The organism is Pseudomonas sp. AC136 (assembly GCF_979258585.1).
Genome location: NZ_OZ409865.1, coordinates 4,885,239 through 4,903,437, shown reverse-complemented (window position 1 = coordinate 4,903,437; position 18,199 = coordinate 4,885,239). Strand labels below are relative to the sequence as shown.

The 18,199-nt window shown below is 61.2% G+C and carries 21 protein-coding genes; 8 read left to right on the top strand and 13 right to left on the bottom strand.

Annotated features, from left to right (window positions below):
* Positions 1 to 84: 84 nt before the first annotated feature.
* From ACZZZU_RS21970 to ACZZZU_RS21955, 4 genes are all read right to left on the bottom strand, one after another.
* Complete coding sequence (locus tag ACZZZU_RS21970; protein WP_463551808.1) at positions 85 to 864, bottom strand: collagen-like protein; 780 nt, start codon at positions 862 to 864, stop codon at positions 85 to 87.
* Positions 857 to 1,195: a DUF1145 domain-containing protein gene (locus tag ACZZZU_RS21965; protein ID WP_463551807.1), complete on the bottom strand. Its 339-nt coding sequence runs from the start codon at positions 1,193 to 1,195 to the stop codon at positions 857 to 859. The genes ACZZZU_RS21970 and ACZZZU_RS21965 overlap by 8 nt, the downstream gene beginning before the upstream one ends.
* A gap of 136 nt (positions 1,196 to 1,331) precedes the next feature.
* On the bottom strand, positions 1,332 to 1,991 hold the full coding sequence (locus tag ACZZZU_RS21960; RefSeq protein WP_463551806.1) for an OmpA family protein: 660 nt from the start codon (positions 1,989 to 1,991) through the stop codon (positions 1,332 to 1,334).
* 183 nt (positions 1,992 to 2,174) lie between these two features.
* Positions 2,175 to 2,873 (bottom strand): PA1041 family peptidoglycan-binding anchor lipoprotein, encoded by a 699-nt coding sequence (locus ACZZZU_RS21955; protein ID WP_122496753.1) that lies wholly within the window; start codon positions 2,871 to 2,873, stop codon positions 2,175 to 2,177.
* 131 nt (positions 2,874 to 3,004) lie between these two features.
* Here ACZZZU_RS21955 and ACZZZU_RS21950 point away from each other — a divergent pair, with 131 nt between their 5' ends.
* Both ACZZZU_RS21950 and ACZZZU_RS21945 read left to right on the top strand, forming a co-directional pair.
* Entirely contained in the window at positions 3,005 to 3,502 is a 498-nt protein-coding gene (locus ACZZZU_RS21950) for a DUF6231 family protein (protein ID WP_122496751.1), read from the top strand.
* Between the two features lie 5 nt (positions 3,503 to 3,507).
* Positions 3,508 to 4,002 carry a YchJ family protein gene (locus ACZZZU_RS21945; protein ID WP_122497277.1) on the top strand — a complete coding sequence of 165 codons (495 nt, stop codon included), beginning with the start codon at positions 3,508 to 3,510 and terminating at the stop codon, positions 4,000 to 4,002.
* Between the two features lie 91 nt (positions 4,003 to 4,093).
* Here the strand turns inward: ACZZZU_RS21945 and ACZZZU_RS21940 are convergent, their stop codons facing one another.
* Positions 4,094 to 4,654: a hypothetical protein gene (locus ACZZZU_RS21940; RefSeq protein WP_463551805.1), complete on the bottom strand. Its 561-nt coding sequence runs from the start codon at positions 4,652 to 4,654 to the stop codon at positions 4,094 to 4,096.
* A gap of 144 nt (positions 4,655 to 4,798) precedes the next feature.
* Here ACZZZU_RS21940 and ACZZZU_RS21935 point away from each other — a divergent pair, with 144 nt between their 5' ends.
* From ACZZZU_RS21935 to ACZZZU_RS21920, 4 genes are all read left to right on the top strand, one after another.
* The gene (locus ACZZZU_RS21935) at positions 4,799 to 5,293 is read left to right on the top strand and encodes an LEA type 2 family protein (protein WP_122496747.1); all 495 of its coding nucleotides are present in this window, start codon (positions 4,799 to 4,801) and stop codon (positions 5,291 to 5,293) included.
* A gap of 7 nt (positions 5,294 to 5,300) precedes the next feature.
* The gene (locus ACZZZU_RS21930; protein ID WP_463551804.1) at positions 5,301 to 5,507 is read left to right on the top strand and encodes an SEC-C metal-binding domain-containing protein; all 207 of its coding nucleotides are present in this window, start codon (positions 5,301 to 5,303) and stop codon (positions 5,505 to 5,507) included.
* Positions 5,508 to 5,821: 314 nt separating this feature from the next.
* The gene (locus ACZZZU_RS21925; RefSeq protein ID WP_122496743.1) at positions 5,822 to 6,469 is read left to right on the top strand and encodes a glutathione binding-like protein; all 648 of its coding nucleotides are present in this window, start codon (positions 5,822 to 5,824) and stop codon (positions 6,467 to 6,469) included.
* A gap of 96 nt (positions 6,470 to 6,565) precedes the next feature.
* Entirely contained in the window at positions 6,566 to 9,094 is a 2,529-nt protein-coding gene (locus ACZZZU_RS21920) for a penicillin acylase family protein (RefSeq protein ID WP_463551803.1), read from the top strand.
* 508 nt (positions 9,095 to 9,602) lie between these two features.
* Here the strand turns inward: ACZZZU_RS21920 and ACZZZU_RS21915 are convergent.
* Together ACZZZU_RS21915 and speE are read right to left on the bottom strand one after the other, a co-directional pair.
* Positions 9,603 to 11,699 (bottom strand): LTA synthase family protein, encoded by a 2,097-nt coding sequence (locus tag ACZZZU_RS21915; RefSeq protein WP_463551802.1) that lies wholly within the window; start codon positions 11,697 to 11,699, stop codon positions 9,603 to 9,605.
* Between the two features lie 220 nt (positions 11,700 to 11,919).
* Positions 11,920 to 12,780: a polyamine aminopropyltransferase gene (gene speE / locus ACZZZU_RS21910; protein ID WP_463551801.1), complete on the bottom strand. Its 861-nt coding sequence runs from the start codon at positions 12,778 to 12,780 to the stop codon at positions 11,920 to 11,922.
* A 195-nt stretch (positions 12,781 to 12,975) separates the two neighbouring features.
* On the opposite strand from speE, the gene ACZZZU_RS21905 reads away from it, so the two are divergent.
* Both ACZZZU_RS21905 and ACZZZU_RS21900 read left to right on the top strand, forming a co-directional pair.
* The gene (locus tag ACZZZU_RS21905; protein ID WP_463551800.1) at positions 12,976 to 13,866 is read left to right on the top strand and encodes a DNA-3-methyladenine glycosylase family protein; all 891 of its coding nucleotides are present in this window, start codon (positions 12,976 to 12,978) and stop codon (positions 13,864 to 13,866) included.
* Between the two features lie 3 nt (positions 13,867 to 13,869).
* Entirely contained in the window at positions 13,870 to 14,343 is a 474-nt protein-coding gene (locus ACZZZU_RS21900; protein WP_463551799.1) for a methylated-DNA--[protein]-cysteine S-methyltransferase, read from the top strand.
* An 11-nt stretch (positions 14,344 to 14,354) separates the two neighbouring features.
* Here the strand turns inward: ACZZZU_RS21900 and ACZZZU_RS21895 are convergent, their stop codons facing one another.
* The 6 genes from ACZZZU_RS21895 to ACZZZU_RS21870 all read right to left on the bottom strand — a co-directional run bounded on the left by ACZZZU_RS21895 (position 14,355) and on the right by ACZZZU_RS21870 (position 18,145).
* A complete protein-coding gene (locus ACZZZU_RS21895; RefSeq protein WP_122451337.1) occupies positions 14,355 to 14,546 on the bottom strand; it encodes a PLDc N-terminal domain-containing protein in 192 nt (63 codons plus the stop codon).
* Positions 14,547 to 14,630: 84 nt separating this feature from the next.
* A complete protein-coding gene (locus ACZZZU_RS21890) occupies positions 14,631 to 14,852 on the bottom strand; it encodes a hypothetical protein (RefSeq protein WP_463551798.1) in 222 nt (73 codons plus the stop codon).
* 80 nt (positions 14,853 to 14,932) lie between these two features.
* The gene (gene mtnC / locus ACZZZU_RS21885; protein ID WP_463551797.1) at positions 14,933 to 15,616 is read right to left on the bottom strand and encodes an acireductone synthase; all 684 of its coding nucleotides are present in this window, start codon (positions 15,614 to 15,616) and stop codon (positions 14,933 to 14,935) included.
* Positions 15,617 to 15,774: 158 nt separating this feature from the next.
* On the bottom strand, positions 15,775 to 16,320 hold the full coding sequence (locus ACZZZU_RS21880; protein ID WP_122496729.1) for a 1,2-dihydroxy-3-keto-5-methylthiopentene dioxygenase: 546 nt from the start codon (positions 16,318 to 16,320) through the stop codon (positions 15,775 to 15,777).
* Positions 16,317 to 16,952: a methylthioribulose 1-phosphate dehydratase gene (locus tag ACZZZU_RS21875; RefSeq protein ID WP_463551796.1), complete on the bottom strand. Its 636-nt coding sequence runs from the start codon at positions 16,950 to 16,952 to the stop codon at positions 16,317 to 16,319. Before ACZZZU_RS21875 ends, ACZZZU_RS21880 begins: the two co-directional genes overlap by 4 nt.
* The gene (locus tag ACZZZU_RS21870; protein ID WP_463551795.1) at positions 16,949 to 18,145 is read right to left on the bottom strand and encodes an MFS transporter; all 1,197 of its coding nucleotides are present in this window, start codon (positions 18,143 to 18,145) and stop codon (positions 16,949 to 16,951) included. The genes ACZZZU_RS21875 and ACZZZU_RS21870 overlap by 4 nt, the downstream gene beginning before the upstream one ends.
* Between the last annotated feature and the right edge of the window lie 54 nt (positions 18,146 to 18,199).

The window sequence follows — 18,199 nt, the reverse complement described above, 5'->3', positions numbered from 1 at the left end:
AAGCATCGCGGCTAATCGGAATGCCGCCCAGCCGCTCCAACAGGTCACTGGTTCCTGTGGGAGCGGCTTTAGCCGCGATGGGTTTTACTGGATACGAATCAGATTAAAACTACCCGCTGGCCCATCGCTGCCCGGCTTACCCGGCTGGCCTGGGCGACCCGGCTCCGCACCGTCGGCGCGATACACCAGGCAGCCTTTCGAGGCCCCGCCCTTGCCGCCTTTGCCGGCTTCCCCAGCCGCGCCACCCAGGCCGCCGTCAACTTTCACGGTCACCGCAGTTTCCGCAAAATTGGCCGGCACTTCGAGGCGCACTTGGCCGCCAGGTGCGCCGGCCAGGCCATCGCCGCCGTTCTGGCCGTCGTAACCGCGTCCGGCCTGGCCCCACAGGCAACCGCCCTGCTTGCCGTCGGCGCCTTCCAGGCCTTGATAACCCGGCCTGCCGATGCCGCCGCGTACGTCGATGGTCAGCGCGCCAATGGTGGCTTGTTCAAGGCGAATGGTCAGGTTACGGCCCGGCGTGGCGGGTTTTTCAAAACTGCCGCTGGCGCCTCGGCCGTTGATGTGGCTGCCGGTTTCCAGCTCGGCATGTCGCGCTTCCAGTCGGAACGGTTCAGCGCTTGGGGCAACCGAGATGTGCGCATCGCGGCCCATGTGCAGGTGGCCAACACGAATTTCGCTAACGGTGGGCGGCACGAACAAGGTGGCCGACTCGGCGATGTCGAGTCGGTCCAGCGACAAAATGCTGGTGGCGGTCGGCAAACGCAGCAAGGAGTTGGGCGCAACGTTTACTTCCACGTCGGCCTGCACCAACGCACCGAATAAAACCAGGGGCAGTACGCTGACGGCGAGAAGACGCTTATGCATGTTCCACCTCCGCTTTGACCGGTTCTTCAACAGCCGGCACAGCCATCGGCTGCGGTTGTTCGAGCACGGCGGCCGGTTCCGGATGAGCGATGCCGTAGAGGTGAAAGATGCCAAACAGCAGTACCTGGATACGGTGCGAGGTGAGGTTGTCGAGGCCACGCAAGCGATTGCCGAAGATGGCCAGCTCTACTACGTGCGCCAGCAGCACCACGCCGCCGAGCACATTGAGCAAGACGTCCATGGGTTTGTTCAGCGGGCTCACAAGGTTGGCCAGCACCAGCAACCAAAACACCGCCACTGCGGTCTTGCCCACCTGCAAAAACACCTTCATTGCACCGTCCCCTTGTTATTTTTTCTCGTCGCGCACCTTAACCGCATGCGGGCGACTGACACTAGCGTACCGGTGAAAAACCGACGCAAAAAAAACGGAGGCACCTGGCCCCCGTTCCTTTACTGCTCAACTGGCCTTAGTGGCTGACATGCAACTCGACACGGCGATTCTGCGCGCGGCCTTCGTCGCTGCCGTTATCGGCCACCGGCTGGCTTTCGCCGTAGCCAACAACCGACAGTTTTTGCGCCGGTATGCCTTGGGCCGTCAGGAAGTTGGACACGCTTTGTGCACGTCGTTCCGACAAGCTCTGGTTATACGCGTCGCTGCCTTTGCTGTCGGTGTGACCGGCCACCTGCACGCTCACCAGGCTCGCGCCGGTCAGGCGTTTGCTGATTTCCGTCAGGGAGTGTTTGGCGTTTTCGCTCAACTCGGCCGAGTCGAAGGCAAACAACACGTCGCCGGCGTCGCTGAGCACGATGGTTTCGTTCTTAGGCGCGGGGGCGGGTTCTGGTGGCGGTGCCGGGGTTGCCGCAGGGTATTGCGGCAGTGGGCAGCCACTGTTGTTTACCGGGGTGTTGGCGGGGGTGTCGGCGCAGACGTCGCGACGGTCGTGTACGCCGTCTGAATCGTCGTCTCCATCCAAGGCATAGCAAATCAAACCAAACACGGTGCAAATGGGCCAATTTCCCTGGTTAAGCGGGGCGTCTCCGTTACTTGAAGTCGACGAGCAACCAGACAGAACACTGCTGACCAAGAGAAGAAGGGGTACCGTGACCCGAAAGGATAGGGTTGGCATTTTTTTTAGTCTCCTGAGTCGCCGGCGGGTGCCGGCTCCAGAAGTAAAGACCAGCCCCGCGCAATAGGGTTGGCATTATTTATTGCGCTGTGCCGTTTGGCCTGTTCTGACCTGAAGAATGCACCGGATGCGGTGCACGTCCGCCTACCGTGCCCTGCAGGGCAGGACACGGTAGCGACGGGTTTAGCGGTGAATCTTGATTTCCACGCGACGGTTCAACTGACGGCCCGCGTCGGTTTTGTTGTCCGCTACGGGCATGCTTTCACCGGCGCCTACTACGTCTACGACGTTGTTAGGCGACACGCCATTGGCCACCAGATAATCCGCCACCGATTGCGCGCGGCGCTCGGACAGTTTCTGGTTGTAGGCATCCGAACCGACACTGTCAGTGTGCCCGCTGACGGTCAGCTTGGCGTTCGGGGCTTCGCTTTTCAGGCGCGTGGCGATGGTGTCGAGTTTGGTTTTGTCGGTGGCGGTGAGCTTGGCCGAGTCGAACTCGAACAGCACATCGCGCACTACGATCACTTCGTCTTCAACCACGACCACTTTCTCAACCACTTCCTCGACGACCGCTGGCGGTGGGCAGCCATTGGCATCCACTTGCGTGTTGGGCGGCGTGCCTGGGCACTTGTCGCGGCTGTCTGGGACGCCGTCGCCGTCTTCATCGCCGTCGCCATGGCTCCAGCAATAACCGGCTGCCAACGCCGCGCCACCTAACGCGCCCCAGCCTGCCCAGGACGAACTTTCAATGGCGCCCAACGCGGCACCACCTACACCACCAACCGCTGCACAGGTGGGCCAATCGGTTTTCTGTAAACCGGCACAGCCGGTCAGCAACGTACTCAATAGAATCAGGGGTACTGCAGTCCGTTTGATGCTCATATGCACAGTCTCCTCATGGGATCGGCGTAAACCGACACTCAGGGAGTAAAGACGGCACTTTTAGAATTCGCCAGCACTAGGCCATATCGCTGCATCAAGCTAGGCTTGTCGCTCATGTTCGAGGATTTTCGATGACTGAAAGCTTTTCTGCGCGCACCCCTCAACAGGCTGTCGCCGCCCTGCTGGACCGCTACGCGCCAGCCCGTTTGCTGGTAGTCGGTGCCAACGATTTTCCCGCCGTGCAAGCGTTCCAACAGGCCCACCCTGACAGCGTGTGCGCGTTCGCCCCGGCGGGCCCGCTGCCTGCCGAATTGGCCGCCCAGCGCTTCGACCTGGCGTTGATTGCCGACTGCCTGGAACACCTGCCCAAACGCACCGGCCTGGAACTGCTGGGCGGCATTCGCAATCTCAATGCCAGTCGCCTGGCCGTTTTGGTCGACCTGCCCGCCTGCGGATTGCTCGACACCGACCTGTTCGCCCTGGCCCTGCAAGCCAGCGAACGCTTCCAGCGCGACGCTCAGATTCTCACCCTGTTCACCTACGACTTGCGTGAGTACAAACAGGTGCCGGACTGGCTCAACGCGAAGTTTTGGGCCAATCCGGAAAATTTCGGAAAGTACTGGTGGTAGCGTTCATGCCTGCTTCGCCAACAACACAAGCCCCCGACACCGCCTGCCCCTGCGGCAGCGGCAATTTGCTCAGTGCCTGCTGCGGCCATTACCACGACGGCACACCCGCGCCGAGCGCCGAAACCCTGATGCGCTCGCGCTACAGCGCCTACGTGCTGGGCCGCATCGACTACCTCAAAAGCACCACCCTGCCCGCCCAACAGCCCGCGCTCGACACCGAAGCCATGCACGTGTGGAGCGCGCAAAGCACCTGGTTGGGCTTGGAAGTGGAAAGTGCCGAAGTGCACGGCGGCAAACCCGAGCACGCCTTTGTCACCTTCACCGCGCGCTGGCACGACGGCGCCGGCGAACACGCGCACCGGGAGCGGTCGGGGTTTGTGCAGAACGACGGGCGTTGGTATTTCATCGACAGCACGGTGCCATTGAAGGCAACACGCAATGATCCGTGTCCGTGTGGCGGTGGCTTGAAGTTCAAGAAGTGTTGCGCGGGTTTTGTTTGAACAGATGCAGGTAACGATCAACGCATCGAGGCTGAAGCCTCTCCCACAGGGGCGACGATTTCATGCGGGAGAGGCTTTAGCCTCGATGCTTTTATTCCTGCAACTTCAAATGCGATATATCCGGCGGCGGCCCGGCCGGTGCGGTTTTCGCCTGGCCCATATCGCTGCCCGCTGGCGCCAGGCTGAATTGGCTGAGGTCTACTTTCGGCGCCACCGGTTCTGGCTTCTGATCTTGTAAATCGACACCGACGGGCGCGATGCCGAAGTCGGGTGCCTCCACGTCGCTGAACGCGGCCATGTATTCGTCACGCGGGGCGACGACCAGGGGTTTCGGCGTACCAGCAGAAGCGGCGGACGCTACCGGAGCGGGCGCTGGCGGCTCGTAAGGGGGCGGCGGCGCCATTTCCACTTCTTCGATTTCGACGTCCATGTTGCAGACCTCGACCACCGCACCAGCACGCTCGATGGTCGCCCGGTATTTTTCTGCGGCGGCTTCGTCGAGGTTGTTCTTGATAACCAGGCGGCGCCCGGAAAACAGCAAGGCAATGCGCTGGGCATCGGCTTGGAACAGCTTGGCCATATTGGCTTTCACCAGGTCCGACTGGGCGCCTGGCACCAGTTGTCCAGAGAAAGCGATCTCGTAGCGGCTCATCGTCACACTCCTTTCCGAGGCGGCCTGTCCGAGGCGGGTCCGCGTTTCACACTCGATCAAGTATGGCGTAGATTTTTTTATATAAACAACACGTTGCCCGGAACCTGCGGCTTGCGACACACTCGGGCAACTAGGGAGTTCGCCATGCGGCAGCGCGCCATCCGCAGCACACACATCGCCATCATTTTCTTGCTTAGCCTGGCTTCGGGCTTGGGCGGCTGCTCGTGGTTCGCCGGCGACCTGCAAGACCCCACCGTGCAGCTGCAAAAAGTCGACGTGATCAAAGCCAAACTGGTTGAGCAGGAGTTTCTGCTGCACCTGCGCCTCGACAATCCCAACGACCGCGATCTGCCCATTCGAGGCATGACGTTCAGCCTGTACCTCAACGACATCAAACTGGCCGACGGCGAGTCTGACGTGTGGGCCACCGTGCCGGCCAACGGCCACCGGCGCATCAAGATTCCGCTGCGCACCAACCTCTGGCGCAACCTCAAGCCCATCGCAAAAATGCTGGAAAAACACGACCAGCCGATCCGCTACCGCTTCTACGGCGTGGCCGAAACCGGCGTGTTGTTCGGCGCGAGCGTGCACCTGGAACGAAATGGCGAGATAATTCCCGGCGATTTTATTCCGGAGTAAGCCTGCAATGAGCCAAGAACCTCACGTCCACGGTCCTGACTGCAACCACGACCATGATCACGACCATCACCACCACGACCACGGCCACGTGCATGGCCCGGACTGCAACCATGGGCACCAGGAGCCGGTGCGCAATGCGTTGAAGGATGTGGGTCGCAATGATCCGTGCCCCTGTGGCAGCGGGAAAAAATTCAAGAAGTGCCATGCGGCGTAAGTAGACGATCGGCTGCGCGTCGGCCTGGCTGCGTTAATAAAACGTTTTGAATGCTCATGGGCTGCAGCCCACTGCGCTTCAAAACGTTTTTTTGCCTTGCCAGACCTAGCTCGCTCGATCTTGAGTTTTGGTGCCTGTTGAAGATCAAGGGCATCGAGGCTGAAGCCTCTCCTACAGGTGAGGTGATTTTGATGTTGTAGGAGCGGCTTCAGCCGCGAATCCCTGCAAACGCAAAACACAGCCGCTGCGCTGTGTGCTGAACCTTCCCCTCTCCCCTTCAGTCAGTTAACTACACCTCTTAACGGAGCTTTCCGATGATCGATCTGTATTACTGGACCACGCCCAACGGCCACAAGATTTCGCTGTTTCTGGAAGAGGCCGGGCTGCCTTATAAGGTGCATCCGATCAACATCGGAAAGAACGAGCAGTTTGCGCCGGACTTTTTGAAGATTTCCCCCAACAACCGCATTCCCGCCATCGTCGATGACGAACCCGCTGACGGCGGTGAGCCGCTGTCGGTTTTTGAGTCGGGGGCCATTTTGTTGTACCTGGCCGAGAAAACCGGCGCGTTTATTCCCGCCGATTTGCGCGGCCGTCAGGAGTGCCTGCAATGGGTGTTCTGGCAAATGGGCGGCTTGGGGCCGATGGCTGGGCAGAATCATCACTTCAATATGTTTGCGCCGGAAAAAATTCCCTACGCGATGAAGCGTTATGTGGATGAAACCGCGCGGCTGTATGGCGTGCTGAATAAGCAGCTGGAAGGCCGTACGTTCATCTGCGGCGATGAGTACACCATTGCCGACATGATCAGCTACCCATGGATCGTGCCCCACGAGCGCCAGCAGCAGAACCTCGACGACTTCCCCAATCTGCAACGCTGGTTCAACGCCATCAAGGCGCGGCCGGCGACGGTGCGTGCCTATGCATTGGCCGAACGGATCAATCCGCAGCCGAAAAAATAACGCCCGCCCAACGCCCTTGGTCGCTTGCGCGGCGGCGGGCGCCTCACTAACGTAGCGCCTGCCGTTTTTTATTGATTCTTGCAGGAGCTTCACACCATGGCGTCGCCATTCTTCACGCGTCTCACAGCTGCCGCCGCCCTGGTGGGCGCCGTGAGTCTCAGCGGGTGTCAGAGTTGGCTCGACAGCCACTACGCCGACAGCCTGCCGCCCACCACCGGCATTCAGCCGGTTAAAGGGTTGGCGCAAAGCGTGTCGATCCGGCGCAACGCCATGGGCATGCCGCTGATTGAAACCACCACCTTCCACGACGCCCTCTTCGCCCTCGGCTATGTGCATGCCGGCGACCGCCTGAGCCAGATGGTGGGCATGCGCCTGATGGCCGAGGGACGTTTGTCGGAAATGGTCGGGCCGGGTGCCCTGGAAATCGACCGCTTTATGCGCGCGGTGAACCTCAAGCAAAGCGCCGACGTGCTGTACAAAAACGCCTCGCCGCGCATGAAGAAGTTCTTCGAGGTGTATGCCCGTGGGGTCAACGCTTACCTGTACCGCTACCAAGACAAACTGCCGATGGACCTGGCCGAGTCCGGGGTGAAACCGGCGTATTGGAAACCGGAAGATTCGGCGCTGATTTTCTGCCTGATGAACTTCGGCTTGTCGGTAAACCTGCAGGAAGAAATCGCCTCCCTGGCGCTGGCGCAAAAAGTCGGCAGCGACAAGCTCGCCTGGCTGACGCCCACCTACCCCGACGAACCTTTGCCGTTCGAAGAAGCCGACAAGCTAAAGGGCTTGGTGCTCAGCGGGCAGATTCAGGGCTTGGGCGCGCTCGGCAAGGTCACCGAACAAATTGCCGGGCTGGACATGCTCGGCGTTGCCGCGTCCAACAACTGGGCCATCGCACCGCAGCGCAGCCGTGGCGGTAAAAGCTTGCTGGCCAACGACACGCACCTGCCGATTTCCATGCCCTCGGCGTGGAACTATGTGCAAATCCGCTCGCCGAAATTCCAGGCCGCTGGCGTCTCGATTGCCGGTGTGCCCGCCGTGGTCGCAGGCTTCAACGGCAAGCTGGCGTGGGGCATGACCATGGTCATGGGCGACAACCAGGACCTGTTCCTGGAGAAGATCAAACGCCAGGGCAGCCAGGTGCTGTACGAGGCCGACGGCAAGTGGGTGGCCGCCAAGGTGCGCCAGGAAACCTTCTTTATCAAAGGCCAGCGCCCGGTGCGCGAAGCCATTTATGAAACCCGCCACGGCCCGCTGCTCAATAGCGTGCTAGGCGAGCGCAAACATATGTTGCAGCCGCTGCAAATCAGCAGCGGTTACGGCCTAGCGCTGCAAAGCGCATCGCTTGATGGCGACAAAACCCTGGATGCGTTCTTCAACCTGTCGCGCGCCCAATCGGTGGACCAAGCCTTCGACGCGACGCGTGAGATTCGCGCCATCCCGCTGAACCTGGTGTTTGCCGACGCGCAGCACATTGGCTGGCAAGTCACCGGCCGTTACCCCAACCGCCGTGCCGGTGTGGGCCTGCTGCCCTCGCCTGGCTGGAATGGTCAGTACGACTGGGACGGGTATGCCGACCCGATGCTGCACCCCTACGATCAGGACCCCGCGCAAGGCTGGCTGGGCACCGCCAACCAACGCACCATTCCCCGTGGCTACGGCATGCAGTTGTCCAATTCCTGGTACTACCCGGAACGTGGCGAGCGCATCGCCCAGTTGGCCGGCAGCGGCAAGCACGACGCGAAAAGCATGATCGCCATGCAGTACGACCAAACCTCGCCGTTCGTGGCCAAGCTGCAAGGCATGTTCGAAGCACCGGGCATGGCCCAGCCGCTGAAAAAAGCCATCGACGCCCTGCCCGCTGCCGACCGCGCCAAAGCCCGTGAAGCCTATAGCCGCCTGATGGCGTTCGACGGCAACTTGCGCGCAACCTCGGCGGACGCAGCGCTGTACGAAGCGTTCCTCCAAGAAAGCATGCGCCAGACTTTTCTCGACGAACTGGGCCCGGACACCAACGCTGCCTGGAAGGCGCTGGTGGACACCACCGACCTCTCCTACTCGGCCCCGGCTGACCATTTGCTCGGCCGCGACGACAGCCCGTTCTGGGACGACGTAAAGACGCCGCAAAAAGAAGACAAGCCCGCGATTCTGGCGCGCAGCTTGGCGGCGGCCGTCGCCCTGTGTGAAAGCAAACTGGGCGCCGACCGCGCGGCCTGGCAATGGGGCAAGCTGCACAGCTACACCTTCGCCACCGACTCCACGCAAATGGCCAAGTACATGAACGGCAGCGACGCCACCGGGGTGAACGCCATCAAGGGTTATCTGGACCGTGGTCCGTACGCCGCTGGCGGCGACCACACCACCTTGAACGCGGCGGCGTACCACTGGGGCAAAGATTTCGATACCTGGCTGATTCCGGCCATGCGCATCGTTGTCGACTTCGCGCAACCGGAACCGATGATGGGCCTGAACAGCACGGGTCAATCCGGCAATCCGGCGAGCCCGCACTATGCCGATGGCATTGATGCCTGGTTGAAAGGCCAGTACATGACCTTCCCGTTCCAGTCGCAGAATCTGGACAAGGTGTACGGCACCAAACGGCTAATGCTTACGCCGGGTAAGTGAAGAACTTTCGTCGGGGCTGGCGGAACTATTCGTACAGCCGCTGACTCAGAGAAAGTGGACTTACTCCATAGATCTTTTTAGGGCACCTTCGGGTGCCCTTTCTTTTGGTTGGTAGAACGTGAAAACAGGTTTGGAGCCCACGCACGGTTGAACTTTGCCGGGTGGCGTTGTTCAGACCTTATGCATCGTTTGATTCTCCGGGCGCCACCTAAGGCGCCTATTTTTTTGCCTGCGATTTGGTGGTTTGCCTCGCGTACCTGCTTTTTCATCGCCCAAAAAGCATCGCGGCTAAAGCCGCTCCCACAGGACGGTGGGATCCTGTGGGAGCGGCTTCAGCCGCGATTGGGCCTGGCCTGAAAACTAACAAATACAGCCGGTTTGCCTGGCGCGACCGGTTTTTCATCGCCCAAAAAGCATCGCGGCTAAAGCCGCTCCTACAGGTTGTATGAATTCCTGTGGGAGCGGCTTTAGCCGCGATTGGCCTGGCCTGAAAACTAATTAACTACGATCAATCCGGGTCTTTATCCGGCATCCCGTCCACGACCCCGGCGGTGTTGTCCAGCAGACTCTTGGTGGCGGTTTGCAGGAAGGCTTCCAGCTGCTTTTTCAGCTCAGGATCAATGTCACCCGGTACGCGGGTGGCGCTGGCTTTGGCGCCGAGCTGGTAGTCGTACAGGCGCGGTTCGAAACCTTTGGGTTGGATCAGGATGCGCTCAGGCGTGACGATGGCCACGGTCTGCTCGCCGCCCGAGGGTTTGATCACGCCGATGCCGTGGTCGCCTTCGGGCAGGGTCAGCAGGTCGCGGCCCCAGCATTGGTGACGCACCTGGCCACCGAGGCGACCCATGATGGTCGGCACGATGTCGATCTGGGTGCCAACGGTGTGGCGCAGCGGGCCGAATTTTTCCTGGATGCCAGGGCCGATCAGCAGCAACGGCACGTTGAAGCGGAACAGGTCCATCTCGGTCAGTTGTTCGTCGCTGCCGAAACCGTGGTCGCCAACAATCACAAACAGGGTGTCTTTGAAGTACGGCGCTTTACGCGCTTTTTCGAAGAACTGGCCCAACGCCCAATCCGAATAACGCATGGCGGTCAGGTGCTCGTCCGAGCTGCTGCCGGTGTTCACCCGTTCAACCGGCAAGTTGGCCGGCAAGGCGTACGGCGTGTGGTTGGACAGGGTTTGCAGCAGCGCATAGAACGGCTTCTGGCCGAAGTTGGCGGCCAGCTCTTTGGCGCCACGGTCGAACATGTCTTGGTCAGACACGCCCCAGGTCGGGTCCATAAACACCGGGTCGACGAAGTCTTCGCGGCCGATGAAGTTGGTCATGCCCTGATTACTGAAGAACCCGGACTGGTTGTCCCACTGGAAGTTGCCGTTGTAGACGTACAGGTTGTCGAAGTCGCGGGCATCGAGCAGTTGCGGCAAGCCGGAGAATTTGTGGTTGCCCTCGGGCATGCGCATCAAATACTCGAAGCTCGGCAGGTTGGGGAAGCACGCCATGGTGGCGAACATGCCCTGGTGCGTGTGGGTACCGTTGGAGAAGAAGCGGTCGAACAACACGCCCTCTTTGGCCAGCTTGTCGAATTCCGGCGTGATGTTCAGCGGGCTGCCCAAAGCACCGACAAAGTGGCCGGCGAAGCTTTCCATCAGAATCACCACCACGTTTTTCACACCCGGCAAGGTGCCATCAGCCGGCGGCGTGAAGTCACGACGGATCGCGGCCTTGTCGGCATCGACCAATACGTCGTGGGGCGTGAGGATCATTTTGCGCACGATTTCCTGCGCATCGGCATCCGCCATGGTGGATTTCCAGGCGTTCTGGCGATGGGACGAGAAACTGGCCGAGGCCGCAGACACCAGCGTCAAGGTGCCGTTAAGACCCAGTTGGTTGGCGAACATCGACTCGGTGGTATAGGCGTCGCCCCAGCGCAGCGGCGGGCCTTGCTTCAAGGTGCCACGGGCAGCCAGTACGGCGAGCACCAGGCACAACACGAACGCCACACCGCGCAGCGGCCACGAGGTGCGGCTTTGTGCAGTGCCAACCACCAAGGTGGAGGTGCCACGGGGACGGCTAAGCAAGTCCAGACCCTTGAACAGCTTCCACAACAGCCAGGTCGCCACGGCCCACGCCAGCAGATAGCGGCCAACCGGGAAACCGTTCCAGAGCATGCTCAGTACGGTTTTCGGGTCTTCCTGGAAGTATTGGAATACCAGGCTGTTCAGGCGCTGGTGAAACTCGCGGTAGAAGTCCAGCTCCGTCAGGCCGAGGAACAGCGTGACGCTGGCGAAGAACGTCAGCCACACGCGCATCCAGCCTCGGCGGGCCATGGCGGCCGGAATCAGGATCGCGATCAGCAACGGCGCACAGGCGTAAACAATCACCCGCAGGTCAAAGCGCATACCGTTGAAAAAGGCTTCGGCGAAGGTCGCCACGGTGTCCTGACCGATCAGCTCGCGGTTGTACACCAGCAGCGCCACGCGCAGCAGCGTGTACATCACCAACAGCGCAAAGGCGCTGGAAAAGGTGAAAAGCAAATGGCTTTTCAGCGTAAAGGGGCCGCGCGTAGAAACGGAAGAACTGCTCAGAGCGTCCGATCGTGCCATGTGTCCGAAACTCACTGGTTAGACGTGCATGAAAAAAAGGGTGACGAAGAATACTCCGCCGCCCCACCAGAAGCGAAGCCGCGAATATTCAGCGAGTGAATGTGAAAATTTCGTTTAGAAACGGCCTGATGAGGTCCTTTGGGAGCGGCTTTAGCCGCGATGCTTTTTGGCCATCAACCGCATCGCGGCTAAAGCCGCTCCTACAGGGTTCAGCGGAAGATCAGGCGTTATCGGCTTTGCCGATGGCTTCCAGCACGTACTGCGGCAGGGCGAAGGCGCCCAGGTGCACGTCGGGGTTGTAATAGCGGGTCACAATTGCACTGGCGGCGAAGCGCTGGCGCAGGGTGTCCAGCGGCAAGTCGCGCAGGCCCGGTTGCGTTGCGCCCCAGGCGAAGGTCATGGCGCCGCCAATGTAAGTGGGCACCGCCGCTGTGTAGAAATGCCAGTCGGCGAACAAACCGTTCATGCGCCCGGCGGTGTTTTGCACGCCGTCCAGTTGCATAAAGGGTGTGCCGTTCTGGGTCACCAGAATGCCGCCCTCGTTCAGGCAGCGGCGGCAGGCTTGGTAGAAGTTTTCCGAGAACAGCACTTCGCCCGGGCCGATCGGGTCGGTGGAGTCGGAAATGATGACGTCGAATTTTTCCGTGGTGGTGGCAACGAAGCGCATGCCGTCGTCGATCACCAGGTTCAGGCGCGGGTCGTCGTAGGCGCCGTTGGAATGGCGCGGCAGAAACTCTTTGCACATGTCCACCACCGTGCCGTCGATTTCGACCATGGTGATGTGTTCGACGCTACGGTGTTTGCTCACTTCACGCAGCATGCCGCCGTCGCCACCACCGATGATCAGCACCCGGCGCGCGGCGCCGTGGGCCAGGATCGGCACGTGGGTGAGCATCTCGTGGTAGATGAATTCGTCGGCTTCGGTGGTTTGAATCACGCCGTCCAGGGCCATGACGCGACCCATGCGCGGATTTTCGAAAATCACCAGGTGTTGGTGTTCGGTGCGCACTTCGTGCAGCAGTTTGTCCATGCGAAAACGTTGGCCGTAGCCTTCGTAGAGGGTTTCCTGATAGTCGCTCATGGCGTTGCTCCTCTGCGCCGCGCCGTGAACGGGCGCGGAAAAAATCGGGGCTGGAGCGCGTCGGCTCCAGGCAAGCGGCGCATTCTACGTGGCCGGCCATGACAGGTCGAACCTCTCTCGCAGCCGCCCCGGCAGCGAATTCAACAGCAAGAACGGGAGAGACAGGCGCGCGGCCAAGTCGCTATCGTTATCGCCATGAACACAGCAACCGCCCCCCTGCTCCTGCCTTATGTGCCACCGTGGAATTGGCAGCAGTTCCACGCCTACTTTGCCCTGCGCTGCCTGCCGGATATGGAGCGGGTGAGCGCCGATGGTTACATGCGCACCGTTCGAATTGGCGAAACCACGGGCTGGTTCGCCCTGCGCCATATGCCCGAACACGGCGCGCTTGAGCTGACCGTCAGCCCATCCGCCGCGCCCCTGACGCCGCTGCTGAGCGCGCGGGTGCAGCGCATGTTCGACCTCGATACCGACACCACGCTAATCGCCCGCCACCTGAGCCAGGATGCCCAACTGACAGCGCTGGTCGCCCGCTACCCGGGGCTGCGCATTCCCACTGCGTTCGATCCGTTCGAGCAAGCGGTGCGCGCCATTGTTGGCCAGCAAGTGACGGTAAAAGCAGCGGTGACCATCGTCGGCCGTCTGGTGAAACGCCTGGGCGACGAGTTGGCCGACGCGCCAGCAGACGGCCCGAACCGCCTGTTCCCCACGCCACAGGCCATCGCCGAGGCGGACCTGGCGGGGATCGGCATGCCCGGCAAGCGGGTCGCCACCTTGCAAGGTTTCGCCCGCGCGGTGTGCGACGGGCGCCTGGCGCTGCATGCCGAAGATGGCGTCGACGATTTGATCGAACGCTTGCGCGCCCTGCCCGGCATCGGCCCGTGGACCGCGCAGTACATTGCCTTGCGGGCCTTTGGCGTAGCGGATGCCTTTCCCGCCAGCGACCTCGGCCTGCTGAAAGCCAAACTCTGGGGCAGCGCCGGCATCACCGCGCCGGCCCTCACCGCCCAGGCCGAAGCCTGGCGACCGTGGCGCGCCTACGCCGCCATGTACCTGTGGCAAAGCTACGCCGAACCGGAGGAATGACCGATGCACTACCGCTACCACGACAGCCCCATCGGTCCGCTGCTAATTGCCGGCGATGAGCAAGGCTTGCGTCTGCTGCACATGGACGGCGCGCAGCCGTGGGAACTGAACGAAAACTGGCAGGCGGCGGATGCAGAGTTGGATGAGGTGTGTCGCCAGTTGGACGACTATTTCGCCGGTCGGCGCCAGCAGTTCGCGCTGCGCGTGGCACCGCTCGGTACGCCGTTTCAGCAGGAAGTATGGAAGGCGTTGCAGGCGATTCCGTTTGGTCGCACCTGCAGTTATGCCGACCTGGCGCAGCGCATCGAGCGCCCGTCAGCAGTGCGTGCGGTGGGTGCCGCCAATGGCGCCAACCCGATTGCCGTGGTCATTCCCTGCCACCGTGTGATCGGCAGCAACGGCACCCTCACCGGCTACGCCGGCGGCTTGGAGCGCAAACAGTTGCTGCTGCAACTGGAGGGTGCCTGGCTGTTGTAGCGGGTGCAGCGTCAGATGCGCACGTTGCCGCGCGGCCCGGCGATCGCCCAAATAATCAGGCCCAGCACCGGCAGCAGCACAATCAACAGCACCCACAGCACTTTCATGCCGGTTTCAGCGCCGCTTTTCAGCACGTTGATGATTGCCCAGATATCCAGCGCGAGAATGATCAGGCCGATCAGGCCGTTAAAACCAGAACCCATGGTGATACTCCTTAGTGGGATTGCTCTTCTAGGATAGTCGGCCGCAGGTTAGGTTCAGGATTTGTGCCATCACTGTGATTGCGCTTAGGGTCGGCGCGCCACCCCGGCGCGAGGGCCCATCACGTACCAGTTGAAAAACCCGAGCAGCGGAAACAGCACCAGCAGGCTGATCCACAGCACTTTCAATTGCCGGGCCAACGGGCTTTTCACCACGTTGTAGCCGGCCCAGACGTGCAACGCGACCAGCACCGCCAGGGCGGCGAAGAACCAGTAGCGGTAGGCGTAGTAATCGAAGTCCAGAAACATGGCGTTTCCCGTCGCGACAGGTGTTCTCTAAAGAGCCTGTGTGGCGCGACGAGGTTCCGCATTTGTCGCGGCGGCGCCGCTTAATAGGCGTTGAGGTCGATCAGCGCGAAGCTGGCCAGCGTCTGATGCCCGCGCAATTCGCCGCCTTCACGCGCCAGGCCGCAGGTTTGCAAACCGGCCGCCTGGGCCGCGTCCAGCTCTTCAACGATATCTGACAGAAACAGCACTTCATGCGCTGGCACCCCAATGCCGGCGACGATGGTGCGGTAGGACTGCGCCTCGCGCTTGGGGCCTGAGGTGGTGTCGAAGTAGCCGGAAAACAGCGGCGATAAATCACCGGCCACCGAGCAACCGAAAATCAATTGCTGCGCCTGGATCGAGCCGGACGAGTACACGTACAGCGCGTAGCCCTCCTCCTTCCAGCGCTTCAAGGCTTCAACTGCATCGGGGTAAACGTGGCCCTTGAGCAACCCGGCCTTATAGCCTTCAGCCCAGACCATGCCTTGCAGCGCCTTGAGCGGCGTGGCCTTGCGGTCTTCGGCGATCCACTGCAAGAGAATGTCGATCACGCGGGCCACATCAGCCTGCGGCTCGCCGCTTTGCTCGCGCACGGCGTTGAGCTGCTCGGCCACCTGCGGTTGCTGGGCATTGAGCAAGACGAAGTCGGGCAGGTGCTCGGCGGCGAAGGGGAACAGCACATCAAAGACAAAACTCACCGCGCTGGTGGTGCCTTCGATGTCGGTGAGGATGGCTTTGATGGGCATGGGTGGTGGTCCTTTCGAATTCGAATCAAACATCTACAACAAAACATCCGTCATCCTCGCGAATGCGGGGATCCAGAATGTATGTCATGGCGAAAATTCTGGATCCCCGCATTCGCGAGGATGACGGTGTAAGGGGTTTGGGATCAGGTGAAAGACAGTCAGTCTTCCAATCGCGGAAACCGGCTGGCGATATCTTCGCCGGTGAAATTCGCCACCCACCCCTCAGGGTTGTTGAACAGGCGAATGGCGATGAAATGCGGATGCTCGCCCATGTCAAACCAGTGCCGCGTGCCGGCCGGCACTGAAATAAGGTCGTTCTTTTCGCAGAGCACGGCGTACACGTAGTCGTCGATATGCAAGGTGAACAACCCGCGTCCGGCGACGAAAAAACGCACTTCATCTTCAGCGTGCTGGTGTTCGTCGAGGAACTTGGCGCGCAGCTCGGCTTTTTGCGGGTGGTCGGCGTTTAGGCTGATGACGTCGACGGTGACATAGCCGCGCTCGTTCATCAGCGCCTCGATTTGCGGTTTGTAAGCGGCGATCACTTCATCCTGGCTGGCGCCCGGTTTGATCGGCGCGACGGCTTGCCAGCGCTCGAAACGCACACCGACCGCCGCCAGGGTGCTGGCGATGTCTTCGAGGTGGTTGAGCACTTTGTTGGGGATGTCCGGCGTGGCGACGGAAAACACACTGAGGCTGCTCATGGCGCGGTTCTCTCTGTAGACGTGAGGCCAAGCGCGCGCATTTTCAGCTCGCACTCGAACAGGAATTCAAACGCTTCGACCTGGCGCAACGCGTCGCTCATGCGCGCGCCCCAGGTGTACAGGCCGTGGCCGCGAATCAGGTAGCCCACGCAATCGGGGTGCTGCTCGAGCCAAGGCTGAACCTTGGCGGCCAGGCGCGCGATGTCCTGATCATTGTCGAAAATCGGCACGCGCACTCGTGACTCGTGGGTGGCGATACCGCTGAAGGCTTTTTGCAGTTCGTAGTCTTCGAACACCAGCTCGCTGGCCTCGGTGGCGCGTGACAGCACCGTGGCGTTGACTGAATGGGTGTGCAGCACCGCGCCAATATCGGCGCGCCATTGGTACAGCTGCGTGTGCAACAAGGTTTCGGCGGAGGGCTTTTTGCCGGGTTCCAGGGAGTTACCGTGCAGGTCGGTGGCAAGCACATCCTCTGGGCCTAGCTGGCCTTTGTGCTTGCCGGAAACGGTGAGCAGCGCCTCAGTGGCCGAGAGTCGCGCCGAGTAATTGCTGCTGGTGGCCGGCGACCAGCCGCGACCATAAAGAAAACGTCCTGCCGCGATAATCTCGTCGGCCAATTGTTGCCGGCTCATGCCCGCTCCTCTTCGAATGCGGTGGGTGGCTTTGCGCCGTCGCGGGCGTTGTCGCTTGGCAGACGCAGCGCAATGATAACGGCGGCCGCCGTGGCCGCAACACTGGCGAGGGCAAACGTCCAGGCCGGGCCCAGCGTGTTCCAGCTATACCCCGAATACAGCGCACCGCACGCGCCGCCGATTCCCGCCAGTGCGGCATAAAGCGCCTGGCCCTGGCCTTGTTGGTTGGCGACAAAGCTGCGCTGCACAAAATGAATGGCCGCCGCATGAAAGCTGCCAAACGTGGCGGCGTGCAGCACCTGAGCCAGCACCAGCACGGGCAAGTGCTGCGCAAAATTGCCCAACAGCAGCCAGCGCACGGCGGCCAACAGGAAGCTGGCCGTTAAAACCTGGCGCAAGCTGAAGCGCTGAAGAATGCGCACCATCACTAGAAACACCAGCACCTCGGCGACCACGCCCAAGGCCCACAGCTGGCCGATAAACCCACGGGCGTAACCCAGCGCCTCCAGGTGCAAGGTGAGAAAGGTGTAATACGGCCCGTGGCTGAGTTGCATCAGACCGATGCACAGGTAAAACGCCAACACGCCTGGCTGGCGCAGCTGGGCGAGGAAACCGCCGACGTTGAGCTGATTGTCGCGCGCGTAGGGTTGCGCGTTCGGCACCCAGTAACTGCTGATGACGATGCCGGTCATGATGGCGATCAGCGCCCAGGGATAAATGTCCAGGCTCAGCCATTCGAACAGCTTGCCCAGCGCCGCCACGCAAACGATAAAACCGATGCTGCCCCACAGCCGAACCTGGCTATAACGCGCCGCTTGCTCGCGCAAATGGGCCAGGGTGATGACTTCGAATTGCGGCAGCACGGCGTGCCAGAAGAAGGCGTGCAGCGCCATGATCAGCGCCAGCCAGGCGTAGCTTTTGCTGATGAAGATCAGGCTGAAACACAGCAGGGTCGCGGCGGCGCCAAAGCGCACGATGGCCAGGCGTTTGCCGGTTCGGTCGCCGATCCAGCCCCACAGATTCGGAGCCACGCAGCGCATCAGCATGGGAATGGCCACCAGCTCGCCAATGCGCGCCGGGGAGAACCCAAGGTGATGAAAGTACAGCGCCAGAAACGGCGCGGTGGCCCCAAGCAGGGCGAAGTAAAAGAAGTAGAAACTGGATAACCGCCAGTACGGCAGTGGGCTGGCCATCACGCCTACCCCGCCACGCCCAGTGCGCCCATTGCGGGCGCCAGGGCAATAGGC

Coding starts and splice junctions, on each gene's coding strand:
- ACZZZU_RS21970 (WP_463551808.1), bottom strand. CDS start 864: ATGCATAAGCGTCTTCTCGCCGTCAGCGTACTGCCCCTGGTTTTATTC.
- ACZZZU_RS21965 (WP_463551807.1), bottom strand. CDS start 1,195: ATGAAGGTGTTTTTGCAGGTGGGCAAGACCGCAGTGGCGGTGTTTTGG.
- ACZZZU_RS21960 (WP_463551806.1), bottom strand. CDS start 1,991: ATGCCAACCCTATCCTTTCGGGTCACGGTACCCCTTCTTCTCTTGGTC.
- ACZZZU_RS21955 (WP_122496753.1), bottom strand. CDS start 2,873: ATGAGCATCAAACGGACTGCAGTACCCCTGATTCTATTGAGTACGTTG.
- ACZZZU_RS21950 (WP_122496751.1), top strand. CDS start 3,005: ATGACTGAAAGCTTTTCTGCGCGCACCCCTCAACAGGCTGTCGCCGCC.
- ACZZZU_RS21945 (WP_122497277.1), top strand. CDS start 3,508: ATGCCTGCTTCGCCAACAACACAAGCCCCCGACACCGCCTGCCCCTGC.
- ACZZZU_RS21940 (WP_463551805.1), bottom strand. CDS start 4,654: ATGAGCCGCTACGAGATCGCTTTCTCTGGACAACTGGTGCCAGGCGCC.
- ACZZZU_RS21935 (WP_122496747.1), top strand. CDS start 4,799: ATGCGGCAGCGCGCCATCCGCAGCACACACATCGCCATCATTTTCTTG.
- ACZZZU_RS21930 (WP_463551804.1), top strand. CDS start 5,301: ATGAGCCAAGAACCTCACGTCCACGGTCCTGACTGCAACCACGACCAT.
- ACZZZU_RS21925 (WP_122496743.1), top strand. CDS start 5,822: ATGATCGATCTGTATTACTGGACCACGCCCAACGGCCACAAGATTTCG.
- ACZZZU_RS21920 (WP_463551803.1), top strand. CDS start 6,566: ATGGCGTCGCCATTCTTCACGCGTCTCACAGCTGCCGCCGCCCTGGTG.
- ACZZZU_RS21915 (WP_463551802.1), bottom strand. CDS start 11,699: ATGGCACGATCGGACGCTCTGAGCAGTTCTTCCGTTTCTACGCGCGGC.
- speE (WP_463551801.1), bottom strand. CDS start 12,780: ATGAGCGACTATCAGGAAACCCTCTACGAAGGCTACGGCCAACGTTTT.
- ACZZZU_RS21905 (WP_463551800.1), top strand. CDS start 12,976: ATGAACACAGCAACCGCCCCCCTGCTCCTGCCTTATGTGCCACCGTGG.
- ACZZZU_RS21900 (WP_463551799.1), top strand. CDS start 13,870: ATGCACTACCGCTACCACGACAGCCCCATCGGTCCGCTGCTAATTGCC.
- ACZZZU_RS21895 (WP_122451337.1), bottom strand. CDS start 14,546: ATGGGTTCTGGTTTTAACGGCCTGATCGGCCTGATCATTCTCGCGCTG.
- ACZZZU_RS21890 (WP_463551798.1), bottom strand. CDS start 14,852: ATGTTTCTGGACTTCGATTACTACGCCTACCGCTACTGGTTCTTCGCC.
- mtnC (WP_463551797.1), bottom strand. CDS start 15,616: ATGCCCATCAAAGCCATCCTCACCGACATCGAAGGCACCACCAGCGCG.
- ACZZZU_RS21880 (WP_122496729.1), bottom strand. CDS start 16,320: ATGAGCAGCCTCAGTGTGTTTTCCGTCGCCACGCCGGACATCCCCAAC.
- ACZZZU_RS21875 (WP_463551796.1), bottom strand. CDS start 16,952: ATGAGCCGGCAACAATTGGCCGACGAGATTATCGCGGCAGGACGTTTT.
- ACZZZU_RS21870 (WP_463551795.1), bottom strand. CDS start 18,145: ATGGCCAGCCCACTGCCGTACTGGCGGTTATCCAGTTTCTACTTCTTT.